Here is a 1222-nt window from a genome sequence, read left to right as displayed (position 1 = left end):
TAATCAAAGTGAGATTTGAGAAAGGTATTGCCGTATCCATAGTATGCCAGCCTGCGCCATCAACGATGACCACTGCATGCCGGTCGCGCTCGGTTGCCAACGATATCAATTCAAGGTGAAGCATCATGGCATCTTTGTTGACCAAGGGCGTAATCAATGCTTCCGTTTTACCGCTACTTGGGCACACTGCCCCAAACAGATACCCATAATCAAATTGCTGCTGTTCGACGACACGGGGACGGCTACCCCGTTTTGCCCAAAGTCTTGTCGTTTGGTTTTGTTGACCAAATCTGGCTTCGTCTTGGAACCACACATCCACACGCTCAGTGGAAGATGACCCGGGATGAGACTGAAATCAAGCGCATGGAGTAAGCGGTACACATTGGCCAAGCTATAGCTCACATGCAGGTCGTTACAGATTTAAACTCTGATATCTTCAGCTATTAAGCGTCCACCGTCCTGCTTGATAGCATTCTTCTCGATAAACTTTTTAAGTTGCTCTAATTGATGAGGAGAGAGTTGATTGGGTCGTCCGGATTTAGGTTTATCAAGCAAACCATCGCGTCCATCAGCCAGGTAATTTGCGACCCAAGCATTAACACTGGTGCGACTCACACCGAGCAGGGCTGTTAATGACATAGTTGTCCGTGCGTATTCTTGATAAATGCAGTCGCCGCAACTGAGCTAATGAATATCCTTTTAGTTTGCCTTTGCAGAGTGGTAGGCATTAATCGTTTATCTCTAGCTATTCACCAATGCTCTAAGTTTCCCCAGGCTGCAAGCAGAGCAATGTGGTTTGTCAGTAGGCGCAGTTATTTATCATCGGCTGTATGAACATGTCGGGTATTCAGAGTCGATGAGCCGCGCAGCTAAAGTTTGGGATTCTGGCTTCGAGGCTATGAACTTGGGCGCAACCCTGTACTGGATGAGAAAACATTTTAGTAATTATGCAGAATCTCGATTATTTCTGACTGGTTTCATGACTAATAAGGTGTAATGCATGAGTTGAATCTTTCCCCTAAGTACGACTACCAGAATTGTTTATACAAATAGGTTTGTGGATAAGTCTGTGGTTAATTGGTAGGTAAGCTGTGTAGTTGAACGGGGTTTCTACAGTCGACCAATAAATTGAGTTTTTCTTTTAAAAAGCCCTTGCACAAAAGTTCAGGCTCCCTATAATGCGCTCCCACTGACACGGCACAGCGGCAACGCGAAAGACGTG

At 45.6% G+C, this 1222-nt stretch carries 2 protein-coding genes; both read right to left on the bottom strand.

The annotated features are described in order from the left end of the window. Positions 1-313 (bottom strand): transposase (locus ON072_RS20985; RefSeq protein ID WP_274626186.1); only part of this gene is annotated, 313 nt, incomplete at its 3' end. A gap of 107 nt (positions 314-420) precedes the next feature. Further along, positions 421-639 carry a helix-turn-helix domain-containing protein gene (locus tag ON072_RS20980; RefSeq protein ID WP_051472875.1) on the bottom strand — a complete coding sequence of 73 codons (219 nt, stop codon included), beginning with the start codon at positions 637-639 and terminating at the stop codon, positions 421-423. Between the last annotated feature and the right edge of the window lie 583 nt (positions 640-1222).

Origin of the sequence: Shewanella sp. K8 (assembly GCF_028823715.1) — a bacterium.
In the GTDB taxonomy this organism is placed as follows: domain Bacteria; phylum Pseudomonadota; class Gammaproteobacteria; order Enterobacterales; family Shewanellaceae; genus Shewanella; species Shewanella algae.
The sequence above is the reverse complement of the archived record's forward strand: the minus strand, read 5'-3'. Positions and strand labels throughout refer to the sequence as shown.

Excerpts from the sequence above, each read along its gene's own strand:
- ON072_RS20980 (WP_051472875.1), bottom strand. The coding sequence starts at position 639 with ATGTCATTAACAGCCCTGCTCGGTGTGAGTCGCACCAGTGTTAATGCT.